At 55.2% G+C, this 13,409-nt stretch carries 16 protein-coding genes; 6 read left to right on the top strand and 10 right to left on the bottom strand.

What is annotated here, in order from left to right; translation table 11 throughout:
* Positions 1 to 65 precede the first annotated feature (65 nt).
* Entirely contained in the window at positions 66 to 317 is a 252-nt protein-coding gene (locus AC6I8X_RS04655) for a biofilm development regulator YmgB/AriR family protein (RefSeq protein ID WP_084873013.1), read from the top strand.
* 263 nt (positions 318 to 580) lie between these two features.
* Here the strand turns inward: AC6I8X_RS04655 and AC6I8X_RS04650 are convergent, their stop codons facing one another.
* Together AC6I8X_RS04650 and AC6I8X_RS04645 are read right to left on the bottom strand one after the other, a co-directional pair.
* Complete coding sequence (locus AC6I8X_RS04650; protein WP_299457121.1) at positions 581 to 880, bottom strand: I78 family peptidase inhibitor; 300 nt, start codon at positions 878 to 880, stop codon at positions 581 to 583.
* Positions 881 to 1,139: 259 nt separating this feature from the next.
* Positions 1,140 to 3,728 (bottom strand): bifunctional diguanylate cyclase/phosphodiesterase, encoded by a 2,589-nt coding sequence (locus tag AC6I8X_RS04645; protein WP_497840647.1) that lies wholly within the window; start codon positions 3,726 to 3,728, stop codon positions 1,140 to 1,142.
* A gap of 217 nt (positions 3,729 to 3,945) precedes the next feature.
* Here AC6I8X_RS04645 and AC6I8X_RS04640 point away from each other — a divergent pair, with 217 nt between their 5' ends.
* Complete coding sequence (locus tag AC6I8X_RS04640; RefSeq protein ID WP_084873007.1) at positions 3,946 to 4,593, top strand: CPBP family intramembrane glutamic endopeptidase; 648 nt, start codon at positions 3,946 to 3,948, stop codon at positions 4,591 to 4,593.
* A gap of 116 nt (positions 4,594 to 4,709) precedes the next feature.
* Here AC6I8X_RS04640 and AC6I8X_RS04635 read toward each other — a convergent pair whose 3' ends face one another.
* Positions 4,710 to 4,871, bottom strand: a complete 162-nt coding sequence (locus tag AC6I8X_RS04635) for a hypothetical protein (protein ID WP_313682618.1) — start codon at positions 4,869 to 4,871, stop codon at positions 4,710 to 4,712.
* A gap of 214 nt (positions 4,872 to 5,085) precedes the next feature.
* Here AC6I8X_RS04635 and AC6I8X_RS04630 point away from each other — a divergent pair, with 214 nt between their 5' ends.
* Complete coding sequence (locus AC6I8X_RS04630; protein ID WP_299457127.1) at positions 5,086 to 5,256, top strand: hypothetical protein; 171 nt, start codon at positions 5,086 to 5,088, stop codon at positions 5,254 to 5,256.
* A gap of 112 nt (positions 5,257 to 5,368) precedes the next feature.
* Entirely contained in the window at positions 5,369 to 5,599 is a 231-nt protein-coding gene (locus tag AC6I8X_RS04625; protein ID WP_084873005.1) for a hypothetical protein, read from the top strand.
* On the opposite strand, the gene AC6I8X_RS04620 is transcribed toward AC6I8X_RS04625, so the two are convergent.
* The 7 genes from AC6I8X_RS04620 to AC6I8X_RS04590 form a co-directional block, all read right to left on the bottom strand.
* Positions 5,596 to 5,721 (bottom strand): hypothetical protein, encoded by a 126-nt coding sequence (locus AC6I8X_RS04620; protein ID WP_276329367.1) that lies wholly within the window; start codon positions 5,719 to 5,721, stop codon positions 5,596 to 5,598. The two genes, AC6I8X_RS04625 and AC6I8X_RS04620, sit on opposite strands and share 4 nt — an antisense overlap.
* Entirely contained in the window at positions 5,712 to 5,819 is a 108-nt protein-coding gene (gene yniD, locus AC6I8X_RS04615) for a small membrane protein YniD (protein ID WP_223300457.1), read from the bottom strand. Before yniD ends, AC6I8X_RS04620 begins: the two co-directional genes overlap by 10 nt.
* Before the next feature lie 80 nt (positions 5,820 to 5,899).
* Positions 5,900 to 6,328 carry an OsmC family protein gene (locus tag AC6I8X_RS04610; protein WP_084873003.1) on the bottom strand — a complete coding sequence of 143 codons (429 nt, stop codon included), beginning with the start codon at positions 6,326 to 6,328 and terminating at the stop codon, positions 5,900 to 5,902.
* A 61-nt stretch (positions 6,329 to 6,389) separates the two neighbouring features.
* Positions 6,390 to 7,580: an FMN-dependent L-lactate dehydrogenase LldD gene (gene lldD / locus AC6I8X_RS04605; RefSeq protein ID WP_313682613.1), complete on the bottom strand. Its 1,191-nt coding sequence runs from the start codon at positions 7,578 to 7,580 to the stop codon at positions 6,390 to 6,392.
* Entirely contained in the window at positions 7,580 to 8,365 is a 786-nt protein-coding gene (gene lldR / locus AC6I8X_RS04600; protein WP_299457139.1) for a transcriptional regulator LldR, read from the bottom strand. Before lldR ends, lldD begins: the two co-directional genes overlap by 1 nt.
* Complete coding sequence (lldP, locus tag AC6I8X_RS04595) at positions 8,362 to 10,017, bottom strand: L-lactate permease (RefSeq protein WP_497840646.1); 1,656 nt, start codon at positions 10,015 to 10,017, stop codon at positions 8,362 to 8,364. Before lldP ends, lldR begins: the two co-directional genes overlap by 4 nt.
* A gap of 325 nt (positions 10,018 to 10,342) precedes the next feature.
* Positions 10,343 to 10,540 carry a hypothetical protein gene (locus tag AC6I8X_RS04590; protein ID WP_299457143.1) on the bottom strand — a complete coding sequence of 66 codons (198 nt, stop codon included), beginning with the start codon at positions 10,538 to 10,540 and terminating at the stop codon, positions 10,343 to 10,345.
* 392 nt (positions 10,541 to 10,932) lie between these two features.
* Between AC6I8X_RS04590 and dbpA the strand changes: the two genes are divergently transcribed.
* Both dbpA and AC6I8X_RS04580 read left to right on the top strand, forming a co-directional pair.
* Positions 10,933 to 12,312, top strand: coding sequence for an ATP-dependent RNA helicase DbpA (gene dbpA / locus AC6I8X_RS04585; protein WP_497840645.1), 1,380 nt, complete (start codon positions 10,933 to 10,935; stop codon positions 12,310 to 12,312).
* A gap of 132 nt (positions 12,313 to 12,444) precedes the next feature.
* The gene (locus tag AC6I8X_RS04580; protein WP_313682608.1) at positions 12,445 to 13,407 is read left to right on the top strand and encodes a chemotaxis protein; all 963 of its coding nucleotides are present in this window, start codon (positions 12,445 to 12,447) and stop codon (positions 13,405 to 13,407) included.
* Positions 13,408 to 13,409: the final 2 nt, after the last annotated feature.

The following is a 13,409-nucleotide window of genomic DNA, read 5'->3' as shown; positions in this document are numbered from 1 at the left end:
ACCACTATCTCCCCGCGGTTGCCTGTTCCGGGCGGCGGGCATCGTTGTCTCTGCGGAGGTCAGCTATGAGAACGCATCCCAACAGCGCCAGTCGGGCGATTACCGACTATTTTAACAGTCCTGCATGGCATGCACCGCACGAGACCGATCTGCTGGCCGCCATTATGCGTGAGTTGATGGATGATGGTCAGCCCGCAACCAGCAAAGCGGTAATCGCCAGAGTGATTGCCAAACTGGAATTCGAGGGCGATGAGCAACGACTGCAAAGTTATCGCAATCTGCTGGCACAACTGCTGGAAGCACGCCCCCATGAGTAATATTTACCCTAAATAATTCAAGTGACAGGAAGGCGGCAAACGAGTGAATCCCCTGGAGCTTACAAGGGTAAGTGACTGGGGTGAGCGAGTACAGCCAACGCACCTGCCACTTGAATTATGACGGGTAAAAAAAATTCCCGCCGAAGCGGGAAGAAACAAGACGAGCATTGCATATTCGAGAGTGACGAGGAAATCTCCTAAATGCGTTGCTATCCTCGCCTGAGGCTGTGACAGCCCGATGACAATGCCATGTCGGTTTGATGTTACCCGCAATAGACCTTGCTGATTTTGCCGCTCTGGTCAGCCATAAAGTTGAGACGACGCAGATTGAAGTCCATGGTGACGGCCGAATTCCACGGAATGGCGCGCACCGGCACATCAAAGCGTTTGTCATGCAACACCGATAAGGGCTGGCCGATAGTGTTTTGATACTGCGATGCGCCGCACATATCGTTTTCCGCATCCTGGGTCGTCCCCGCCGCGGTGTCAGGTTTGGTCGCCGACTGGCAGGCGGTCAGGGCAAAAAATCCCAGCACCAGTAGCGCTTTTCCATAATATTTCACGTTTTCTCCTCCTGGATTTTCAGACAAACGGATGCCCGAGAGTCACTAAGCGTGCCCGTGATGCGCAAAGATTTCCAGCAGAAAAACCTCGTAAAATGGCGACTCCTTCCCCATTTTTTCGGATTAATCACACAATTTGCCCATTATCTCAGCAGGTATTGCGTAAAATAACCTAAGATTTATCTGAGGTGATGATGATGGAATTAGCAATTTTTATCGTTGTGGCAATTTTGATGACCTGCGTGGCCGTCAAAGTTCGTTAAACATCCTGTTTTTCCAGCAGCGCACTGAACGCCGCCAGCGGCATCGGTCGCCCAAGAAAGTAGCCCTGCCCCTCTTCGCACGACAATACTTTCAACTCGTTCAACTGCGCTTCTGTTTCAATCCCTTCGGCTGTGATAGTCAGCGCGAATGCCCGTGCCAGTGCCACAATCCCCGCCACCACCGATTGCGCCTGCTGTGACTCCGGAAACTCCTTCATCCATGAACGATCAATTTTCAGGCCGTTAAACGGAAACGCTTTCAGGTAACCCAGAGCGGCATAGCCGGTGCCGAAGTCATCCACGGTGAGGCGCACGCCTAATGTCCGCAATCCCTGCATGATCTCCAGTGCGCGGTCCGGATTTTCAAAGGTAATATTTTCGGTGATCTCCAGCTCCAGACGGGTCGCTGGCAGTCCACTGACAGCCAGTGCATGAGCCACGCGCTGCACCAGATCGCTGGTACGAAATTCAACCGGTGAAATATTGACCGACACATAACGTTGCTCGCCCCACGCACAGGCATCGGTGCACGCACGCATCAGTACCCAATCGCTGATGGCGGTAATCAACCCATTCTCTTCCGCGAGGGGAATAAAGCGATCTGGCGTGATCCACTTGTCCTCCGCCACCTGCCAGCGAATCAAGGCTTCAGCCCCCGCCAGCTGACCACTTTGCAGCTGATAACGCGGTTGATAATGCAGGCTAAAAGCCTCGTTGCTAAGGGCGGCTTCTATCGCCTGTACCATTTCGCGTTTTGATTGCAAATGGCTCGACATCTCATTGGAATACCACACCCATTGATTACGCCCGGCGGCCCGCGCCTGTCCAAGCGCGATATCTGCCAGACGCAGCAGCGCCTCCGGCTGGCTGGCATCCTGTGGCGCACAGACAATTCCCATACTGGCGCTGAGGTTCAGCTGATGTGTACCACTCAACACCGGCTGATGCACCGCACGTTGCAGGGCACGGCAGCGGTATTCAACGCCCGCGCGCGAGGCCTCACGCATCACCAGAATAAATCCGTCGCCGCCCAGTCGGGCAGCCAGCTCATGCGCCCCCATCAGACTACGCAGGCGTTGTGAAATCTGGTTCAGCACCGCATCACCGACCGTGTGCCCCCAGGTATCATTGATTGGCTTGAACTGATCGAGATCGAGGCTGATCACGATTAAGGGATCGTCATCGGTGGCCTGGTCGAGATGTGCAGTCAGGTACTCCTGCAACTGCATACGGTTTGCCAGCCCGGTGAGAATGTCATGCCGTGACAGGAACTGGATGCGCGCCTGCGCATCGACTTCATAGGTAATGTCCGAGACGGTACCGCGAAAACCGGCACGTAATCCGTTACGACGAATGGTTTTCGCCATCAACTGCCCGATACGGCGCTCTCCCGCAGCAGACATAAACTGGCAACGCAGCGGCACGCGCTGCACATCCTCCCCCTGCCGCATCAGCCAGGCCACCAGCGAGTGGCTGGGATGACTGAGCAGATGGTCAAGATGTCGCCCCAGCCAGCGTTTCACATCATGGCCGGTCACTTCGCTAAAACGGGAAGACAGATAGCACAGGCGTCCCTGATCGTCGGTTTCCCAAATCCAGTCGGAGGCGGCTTCGGCCAAATCGCGAAAACGCTCCTCGCTGTCGGCCAGCTCACGCTGACTGATCACCAGCATTTCAAAGCGTCGATCGGAAAGTACCGCGTTATATAAGGCATGGCGGCTCACCCGCCGTGTCACCAGCGCAATGGTCAGCGCCGTCAACAGCAACAGGGGTAGCAGCAGCCAAATCAAACCCATACCCGGATTTTTAGGCTGCCAGCGAATCACCAACGGTGGCTCTCCACCGGGAACCGGCTCGGTCAGGCGAGGTTCGCTGCGCGCATCCCGGTCGTCAGCTGGTGCATGCGGGCTAAGCACATCTATTGTTTTGCCCATCGCCTGCAACCTGGCGGGAGTAAAGATATTGACGAAAACCAGCACCGAGGGCGGGCCAGGAGGCAGCGGCAAACTGGCGACTTTACCCGGTAAAATAGGGGCAGCGACCACGATAGCGGGTTGTTTATTGACCCGCGCATTGCGCGCGATCGCATCATGTGTGAGTTTACCTGCGGTCGCCAGCAGAGGAGCGGCTTGCGCGCCAAGCCAGGCTTCCAGCGTGGTATCCGCCAGCTCGCCATTGATCAGCGCATAGCGCGTCTGGCCCGCACCATCAACCACGAACACGCCCTGGTAGTGATACTCCTTATATAATCCCGGCCCGACGTTCTCTTCATCGAACGCCCAGACTTTATCCACCTGTTGATGCAGATGCTTATAAGCGTCATCCCAGAAGGCATAATCCCGCACATCAACCAGCATCTCCTGCTGACGCGCCTGCCACGCCTGACGCAGCATCATCTCGTCATGCCCGACCGATGCAATATTCTGGCGATGGGCAATCACCAGCACCATCAGCATCGAGAGTATCAGGACACCAAACAGCAACACAGTCAGCGTGCGCAGGCTACGCCGCGTCACACGCACCGTGTGCGCTTCCATGTTGTCCCTGGCAGACAACAACGTATCCCGGTGAAACTCAGAATTCATGCGTAATGCTCGCGAAAAACAGACAGCGGAAAGAGGTGGCAGGCTGCGTTTCAATCACGCAGCGACGCCTGTAATGGTTTTTTCGGTTATCGGCGTGACACGCAGCAGATTTAGCCCAATGGCAGAATAATTGAGCAACAGAAAACTGCGCGCCGCCACCTCGACAGCGATCACCGCCATTGCTACTATGCGTTTTCCTCTGCTCGCTGAGTCGCCTATGGACACCCAATCCGACAAAGTTACGTTGACGCTGTTTTACGTTGGCAGCTTTGTGGTTTATTACCTCGTCACCATGCTGATTACGCTGTTTCCTAACTACGGGGTGCTGCGGAATGATGGTTTGCTGGTACCGGTGTTGTGTCTGTTCGAATTTGCGGTGATCTACCCCCTGTATCGCTTCTATTGTCAGCGTCGTAATGACATTCCGCTGGGCTACCTGCGTCCCGGCCAGACGCTGATGTTTATTGGTGCGTTGTTTATTCTGATGGCCGCACAAACCCAGTTCCTGCAACCGGAAGGCTGGCTGGTGGCGCAAACCCAGCAGGGACGCAATTCAATGCTGATCCTGTTGCTGACGGCAGTTTTGCTGGCACCGGTATTTGAAGAAGTGTTGTTTCGGGGATTTTTGCTACAGGGTTTTCTGCTGTGGGCACCGAAAAGCCGCTTCGCCTGCATGCTGCTGACGTCGCTGCTGTTCGCCGTGATGCACACACAGTACGTGCACTGGGAAACCATCGTGGCGCTGACGCTGTTCTCACTGCTGTTGTGCTACGCGCGCCTGCGCAGTAACAGCCTGGCACTGCCGGTGTTCCTGCACACGCTGAATAACCTTATCGCTATTCTGCCGGTCTGGTATTACGCATAAAAACAGCGCGATAACTCGCGCCGCAGAGACCTTTAACACATCAAACCATTTTGTAGCGGCACGATTTATCGTGCGCCTTTGCGTTGATGCACCGCTGAGCGCGATAAATCGCGCCGCTACTGCGCTTCGAAATGCTTTTTGAATTGTTCGTAGATTGAAATCATATTCGAGGCATCGCCATGCAGCGGGCTGAGTTTCCCGGCACGCACCAGCTCAATCACCAGTTGCAGGGCGGCTTGTTTCGGGCTGCTGTCCGGGTGGGCAATTTCAGTAGACATCTTTGACTCACTTCTCATTTTTCCAGGGCCGCACAGTTTAGCTCAGATTGCGCTGCTGTTAAGCCCTGGTGCAGTTATAATATCGAAATTCGGGTAAAAAAAGCCGCTCAGGCTGATAAGATGCTCCCGTTTCGTTTGGCTATACTGGATCGTAAAAAAGGAACAAACAGTCACACTTTCCGTACCAGAGAAAATGTGTATCAGGAGCCAAACCATGTTGATTGGTTTTGTTTTATTAGTGAGCGCTTGTGGGCACGATGCCTGTGATGCCTTGCCCGTGTCGGAATATATTTATCCGACCAAAGTGGCCTGTGAGCAAATGGCGGACCGGATTCATAAAGTCCGGCCCAAAGTGGTACTGATTTGCGGTGAAGTACACCGTTAATTTGGTGCCGGCGAGTCTGCTGTCTGTGTATAAATTAACCAGACGGCATTGCAAGTACGCGGCTTCGCGTTCAAAATATAAGCTGTTGTACACTTTTACCGTTGTGAATCCCATGAAGACTTCTCGCCCCCGTCGTCCGAACGGACGCTGGGTTTATTACATTTTGTATGACGGCATTCTCTGGCCCTGCCCGGTACGCTGGGAGTGGGAGAGCGGCTATGGCGGCTGGCTGCCCTTTTATTACTCACCCACCTTCGAATTTGTGGTGGGGGATCCGCGCAAAGCCTATCGTATTGCGCGCAGTAACGTACGCAGCGCGCGGCCGGACAACGAATACGCCTAAGCCTGGCCCAGCTGCCACGGCAACCAGCTGGCAGTGAGCAAATAATGCACCAGCTCCAGTACCAGAATGACCATCACCAGCACACCGAGTTTGTGGCGGCTAATCCAGTCTTTTAAGCCCATATCATTGCCGCCCAGCGAATCAGCAGCAACGCCCCGCAGATGCACAACAATACCAAAACCATTTTCCAGTGTTTCTTCGCAGCCAGATATTTTGCCACGCACCCTCCCGGATGGCTGAACGTAACGATGCGCCCGCAGGCGCATCGTCGAGTTTAGCTCTGGTCCGCCGCTGAGGCGATCAATTATTCAGGGTATAGTCGAGAGTGATCTCGGCATTCAGTACCTGGGACACCGGGCAACCGGCTTTGGCTTTCTGAATAATTTCATCAAACTGGGCTTTATCAATACCGGGCAGCGATACGCTGCTGGTCAGGGCAATTTTGGTGATGGCAAAGCCTTCACCTTGCTTGTCCAGCGAGACATCCGCAGTCGTATCAATGCTTTTTGGCGGATGTCCGGCCTGGCCGAGCATCAGGGAGAGTGCCATGGAAAAACAGGCTGCGTGCGCGGCACCAATCAACTCTTCCGGATTAGTGCCCTTCTGCCCTTCAAAGCGTGTGTTAAAGCCATAAGGCTGGTTGCTCAACACGCCGCTTTCGGTACTGACGGTTCCCTTGCCTTTGATGTCACCTTCCCAATGGGCCGATCCTTTCTTATGAATGGTCATGTCATTCCTCCTGTTAGTCAGACAGGGAGTAAGTATAGACAACGCCCTTCACTCTGCCGGATCAACTCACCGCGCGCGGACGCGCCGGAGCCAGCCCCGCTTCGGACAGCAGCGCGTTAGCCTGAACCAGTGAATCCCGCGTAATATCCGCAATGGTTTTCGCCCCGGTCAGCGTCATCGCCACCTTCATCTCTTTCTCAATCAGCGTCAGCAGATTCTCAACGCCACGCTGACCCTGTGTCGCCAGCGCATACAGGAAAGCACGACCGAGCAGCACGCTGTCGGCACCGAGGGCGATCATCCGCACCACATCCAGACCGCTGCGAATGCCACTGTCCGCCAGAATGGTGATATCGCCTTTCACCGCATCGGCAATAGCTGGCAGCGCCCGTGCGGAGGACAGCACGCCATCCAGCTGACGCCCACCGTGGTTGGAGACCACGATACCATCAGCACCAAACCGCACCGCGTCGCGCGCATCTTCTGCATCAAGAATGCCTTTGATCACCATCGGACCATCCCAGAATTCACGAATCCACTCCAGATCCTGCCACGAAATCGACGGGTCAAAATTATTGGCCAGCCAGCCAATATAATCTTCCAGCCCGGTCGGTTTGCCGAGATAGGTGGAGATATTGCCAAGATCGTGCGGACGGCCATGCAAACCGACATCCCACGCCCACTGCGGATGGGTCACCGCCTGCCAGTAACGACGCAGTGCCGCATTTGGCCCGCTCATCCCGGAGTGCGCATCACGGTAGCGCGCCCCGGGCGTGGGCATATCCACGGTAAACACCAGCGTTGAACAACCCGCCGCTTTGGCGCGTTCCAGCGCATTGCGCATAAAACCGCGATCGCGCAACACATACAGCTGGAACCACATTGGACGATTAATCGCCGGAGCCACTTCTTCAATCGGACACACCGACACCGTCGACAAAGTAAACGGAATACCTTTTAACGCGGCGGCGCGTGCTGCCTGCACTTCACCACGCCGGGCATACATGCCGCACAGCCCCACCGGTGCCAGTGCCACTGGCATCGATAAGGTTTCATTAAACAATTTGGTCTCAAGGCTGAGATCGGACATGTTCTTCAGCACGCGCTGGCGCAACGCGATTTCCGCGAGGTCCGAGACATTGTGCCGCAGCGTATGCTCAGCGTAGGCCCCCCCGTCGATATAGTGAAACAGGAACGGCGGCAGAATACGTTGCGCCGCGGCGCGGTAGTCACTAGCAGCAGAAATGATCATCAGGATTTGTCCTTGCGTTTATCCAGTTCATGCCCCGGCAGACGGGTAATGCGCGCCTGTCGGGCTTCATCTTCATGCAGGGTTTTTAAGGTGGTGTGGACGAAGCCGAGGTGGTCCATCGCCGCGAGGCGTGCCGCTTCAGCATCCCCCGCCAGAATCGCGTTCAGCAAAGCCTGATGTTGTTCCGTCAGGCGGTCAAAAATCACCGGCTGGGTATACATGCGCTGGCGGCTTTGCATCACGGAAGATTGCAGCAGTTCGAAGAAGCCGCGCATGGTCTGCAACAGCACCACATTGTGCGAGGCTTCGGCAATGGCAAGGTGAAAACGCACGTCAGCCTGAGCGGCCAAATCGGGATCATCACGCTCACTCAGTTTCAGCGTGGCATCGAAGGCGTACTGCAATTTCTCTTTATCCGCCTCTGTAGCGCGTAACGCCGCATGCCAGGCGGTGCTGGCTTCAATGGCGTGACGCGCTTCGAGGATGTCATAACGGTAATCAGGATCGTCAGCCAGCAGCTGACGAATCGGGGCAACAATACGTTGTTCTGACCACGGCTCCTGCGGCTCACAAAGCCAGGTGCCACCGCCGCGTCGGCTGATTAACACGCCGCTGCTGATCAGTTGCTGAATGGCCTCACGCAGCGACGAGCGCGAAACACCAAACTCAGCCGCCAGCTGCCGCTCTGCCGGCAGGCGCATGCCGGGTTGCAGCTGGTGCTCATCAATCCAGGCGCGCAACCGCGCCCGCAACGTCTCCGCTAAACGCGGCGTGTTTTCTGTCATGGAATCATCCAGGTTAAGACATAAGCCTGTAGCGTGGTGATCACCCCCACCATGCAGGTAAAGATCAGGCTATGTTTGACGGTAAAACGGAACAGGTCCGACTCTTTGCCCACCAGCCCAACGGCGGCACAGGCAATGGCGATTGACTGTGGTGAAATCATCTTGCCCGTTACCCCGCCGGTGGTATTGGCCGCCACCAGCAACACATCGGACACCCCAATCTGTTGCGCCGTGGTCGCCTGCAAAGCGGCAAACAACGCGTTTGAAGAGGTATCCGAGCCGGTCAGGAACACGCCAAGCCAACCGAGGAACGGTGAGAAAAAGGTGAAAGCATCGCCGGTATGGGCCAGCGCCAACGCTAAGGTGGCAGACAGACCGGAATAGTTGGAGATAAAGGCGAAGGCCAGCACCATGCCAATCGAGTAAATCGGCAGCGCCAGCTCTTTTAGCGTCTCGCCAAAGGTTTCCAGCGCCGCTTGCGGCTTCATCCGCAGCCAAATCACTGACAGCACTGCCGCCACCAGAATCGCGGTACCGGTCGCTGATACCACATCAAATTTGAACAGCGCCGGATAGGGCGTCGCGCTACCGACCACCGGGGGCATACGCGCCACCAGTTCATGCAGCAACGGCACCGGAAAGGTGAATACCCAGTCATACAGCGCACCGCCTTTGGCAAACAACGCTTTGAACGGTGGGATACTCCACAGCGTAACGGTGGCGGTGAGAAACAGGAACGGCATCCAGGCGCGGATGACCTGCGTGGCGCTATAACGCTGACGTGACAGGTTCTGAGCCACCAGCGAAGCGCCCACATCATTGAAGCGGAAAATCCTCACCGGTTTCCAGCGACGCAGGAACAGCGTCAGGCATATCAGGGATGCCAGCGAGGAAATGATATCCGGCAGTTCCGGGCCGAGGAAGTTAGAGCTGAGGAACTGGGCGATAGCAAACGATCCCCCCGCCACCATCACCGCCGGCCAGGTTTCTTTCACCCCACGCCAGCCATCCATAATCGCCATAATCCAGAACAGCACGATGATGGTCAGGAACGGAAGCTGACGCCCTGCCATCTGTCCGATATGGAAGCTGTCCAGCCCGGTGACCTGCCCGGCAACAATGATCGGGATCCCCATCGCGCCAAACGCCACCGGCGCGGTGTTGACGATCAGACACAAGCCAGCGGCATACAGCGGATTGAAACCCAGCCCTACCAGCAGCGCGGCGGTGATCGCCACCGGTGCGCCAAAACCCGCAGCCCCTTCAAGGAAGGCACCAAATGAGAAGCCGACAATCAGCATCTGCAAACGTTGATCCGGGGTGATCGACAGAATCGAAGCACGAATAATGTCGAATTGACCGGTTTTCACCGAAATTTTGTAAACGAACACCGCCGCGACAATGATCCAGGCGATCGGCCACAGGCCGTAGAGAAAACCATAAACCACCGAGGCCAGCGCCTGCCCCACCGGCATACCGTACAGCAGCAAGGCCACCAGCAGTGCCAGTACCACCGTCGCCGTCCCCGCCTGATAGCCTTTCAGCTTGAGCTTAATCAGCGCGAAGAAAAAGAACACAATCGGGATCACCGCCACCAGGCTGGAGAGCCAGATATTGTCGAGAGGATCATAATTTTGTTGCCAGACTTGCATACTGCGATCTCCAGAGGTCACCAGAAGTCTGCGTGACGCATCAGAGGTGCACCACACGTGATTTGCCGCTGTTTTTAGCCAAATTGGTCCGACCAAAATTCAGCTAACCGGGCTTTCTGGCTCCAGATAGTTAACGCATTGTTAATCTAAAGCAACGAGGCTGGGGTGATTTTTCGTGTTATGTGACGACATGGCAACATTTAAAGCCAATTGGTAGGACCAATAAGCTATCGAAGTCTATCTTCTGAAACAAGAAAGCCTCCAGGTGCGGAGGCTTTAGGAATAATCAGGCATAGACGACTGCATCCCATGCCATGCTGGATGATTACGATAACATCTGAATAGCCAGCGCATAGAGCCGCTGGTTTTCTTCGTCGCTGACAGGCTCTTCTTCCGCGTAACAGGCAATCATGGAACTGACTTTGTCAGATGACAGCGTCTCTCCATGAATGTGTAGGGTCAACACGGCGCGGCCGACGATTTTCAGAATGTCCTCGTTATGTCCCTGAACGTAGTGACTCAATGAAGTGACCTCTGAAGTTGTTTTATATTTGCCAAATGGCGCGCTAAATATAAAACAGAGTGACCGCCTCGTTTAATCAGATTTTCCTGTAACAGACAGGAAAGATAAGCATAACATCAGTGAATGAGGGTGATCCTGGTGTTAACCTGCAACCATTTTGCTGTAAAGTCAGTCTTTTTTGTCTGATGCAGATTTTCAGACTGTCAGAAATTTCGGAAAAAACATCAAAACTTTGCGATGATTTATGTCGAAAAACAAACCAAATATTTCCAGATTTTTATTGGTTCCCGTCAGTAATCACCTCACTGCCCCCGCGTGATTTATCATTGATGAGACCGCCCCTTTCTGCCAGACTGGCCGCCGCAACTCCGCCCGATATCAGAGACTGTTCCGTGACTGCTTTTTCTACCCTGACGCAACTGCCCGCCAGCCAACTCGACAACCTGCGCGAGATGGGTTTTGACGCCATGACGCCAATTCAGGCTGCCGCCCTGCCCGCCATTTTGCAGGGGCGCGACGTGCGTGCGCAGGCAAAAACCGGTAGCGGCAAAACCGCCGCCTTTGGTATCGGTCTGCTGCAACGGATTGAAAACAGCCAGTTTCATACTCAGGCGTTAGTATTGTGCCCGACGCGCGAGCTGGCAGATCAGGTTAGCAACGTGTTACGTCAGCTGGCGCGTTTCACGCGTAACATAAAAATTCTGACGTTATGCGGTGGTCAGCCGATGAGCGCGCAGCGCGATTCACTGGTGCACGCCCCGCATATCGTGGTCGGTACGCCGGGCCGTATCCTTGATCATCTGAAGCGCGACAACCTCGACCTCAGCCAGCTGCAAACTCTGGTGCTGGATGAAGCAGATCGTATGCTGGAGATGGGTTTCCGTGACGACATGGAAGCCATTATCGGCTTTACCCCGGCATCCCGTCAGACATTGCTGTTTTCCGCCACCTGGCCAGATAGCATCGCCAGTCTGAGCGAGCGCTATCAGCGTGACGCATTGGCAGTGGCGACCGAAACCGAAGCCGAACTACCCGCCATTGAACAGCAGTTTATCGAAGTCAGCGCCAGCGAACGTATCAATCTGCTGAGCGCGCAGCTCAGCCAGCAGCAACCCGCTTCCTGTGTGGTGTTCTGCAACACCAAACGTGAGTGCGATGACATTGCCGCCGCCCTGAACGATCGGCAGATTAGCGCCCTCGCCCTGCATGGCGATCTGGAACAACGCGATCGTGAACGCGTGCTGATCCGTTTTGCCAACGGCAGCAGCCGGGTGTTGATCGCTACCGATGTGGCAGCCCGTGGTCTGGACATTAAAGCGCTATCGCTGGTGGTGAATTTCCAGCTGGCGTGGGATCCGGAAGTGCACCTGCACCGTATTGGTCGTACTGGCCGCGCCGGAGAAACCGGTCTGGCGGTCAGTTTTGTCGCCGCCGATGAGATGGTGCGCGCCCATGCCCTGGAAGATTATCTGCAACAGAAGCTCAAATGGGTTGCCGCCAGTACCCTGAAAGGTAATGCGGTGAAAGCGCTGCCTGCCACGATGATGACGCTGTGTATCGATGGTGGCCGCAAAGCCAAAATCCGTCCCGGAGATATCCTCGGCGCACTGACGGGCGAGGCCGGTTTCAATGCCGATCAGATCGGTAAGATCGATCTCACCCCTACCCATGCTTATGTGGCGATTGCGGCCTCCCAGGCCAAAGCGGCCTTGATTAAGCTAAAAGAAGGCAAGATCAAAGGCAAAAGCGTGCGTGCCATTCTGCTGAAATGATCCGGCCAGCGTGAGGGCGATCGCCTTCACGCTAAAATTCCCCTCTCCACTCTCTATTTTTTAACCAACCTGCCGATAACTCGATCACGGCGATGTTGCCATGCCCTTAACACAGCCCTGAGCGAGGCCAGGATGGATAATTTCCAGAAAGAGATCGATGAACGCGCTAACCTCGCGTTATCAAACAAATTCGAACTGCTGCTATTCCGCCTCGGCTCCGATCAGCGGAAAGGCAAATCCGAACTGTACGGGATTAACGTATTCAAACTGCGTGAAATCGTACCAATGCCGAATATCACCCGTGCTGCGGGTATGCAGTCACCTTTGCTGGGTATGGCCAGCATTCGCGATCAGTTTATTCCGGTGATCGACCTGCCTGCCGTGACCGGTTGTACCCCGGAAACCGGGCTGAATTTGCTGCTGGTGACAGAATATGCGCGCAGCACCCAGGCCTTCGCGGTGGAATCCGTGGAAAACATCGTGCGTCTCGACTGGAATCAGGTGCACACCGCTGAGGCGGGCATCGGTAGCCGCAATATCACCAGTATTGCCTGCCTCGATAGCGACGGTGACAGCAACAATCTGGCCATGGTGCTGGATGTCGAACAGATCCTGTATGACATCATCCCATCGGTACGCGGCGTAGAGCCGGGCGAAGAGACGGTGAAAAACTTCAACCTCAAGCCAGGCCAGGTCGCGATTGTGGCGGAAGACTCCAAAGTGGCGCGTCAGCTGCTGGAGCAGGGTCTGAAAAGCATGGGCATCCCCGCCATCATGCACAACACCGGTCTTGAGGCGTGGCAGAAAATCACCCAGATGCAGCAGGAAGCACAGGCTGCGGGTCAGTCAATCCATGACAAAATTGCGCTGGTGCTGACGGATCTCGAAATGCCAGAGATGGACGGTTTTACCCTGACGCGTAACATCAAACGTGATGATGTGCTGCGCCATATTCCGGTAGTGATCCACTCTTCCCTTTCCGGCAGCGCTAACGAAGACCATGTGCGCAAAGTCGGGGCCGATGGTTATGTAGCAAAATTCGAAATTAACGAATTGTCGAATGTGATTTACCGCGTACTGGAAGCGGTGCGCTAAAT

It is taken from the genome of Pantoea sp. X-Soil-TKNS-1280, from assembly GCF_059730475.1.
The sequence above is the reverse complement of the archived record's forward strand: the minus strand, read 5'-3'. Positions and strand labels throughout refer to the sequence as shown.